Consider the following 205-nt stretch of genomic DNA (forward strand, 5'->3'; position numbering starts at 1 on the left):
GTCATAGATATACGGATATATATAATGGCAATTATAATTTATTAGTTATAGATTTAAATAAAAACAACAAACAGTATTTACATRATATAGAAAAATTAAAAAGAGAAAAAAATATAAAGAYTATGGTTTTAGACTTTTATGAAGATAGAGTATTATTTTCAAAGTGTATGAAAGTAGGAATAGACGGTTATATATTAGCAAATAT

Annotated in this window: 1 protein-coding gene; it reads left to right on the forward strand. The window is 20.2% G+C overall.

Annotated features, from left to right (window positions below; genetic code table 11):
• Positions 1-205: hypothetical protein (locus G3997_RS03480; protein WP_330616190.1), on the forward strand; the 205-nt coding region annotated here is incomplete at both ends.

The organism is Romboutsia sp. 13368 (assembly GCF_018336475.1).
Classification (GTDB): Bacteria; Bacillota; Clostridia; order Peptostreptococcales; family Peptostreptococcaceae; genus Romboutsia.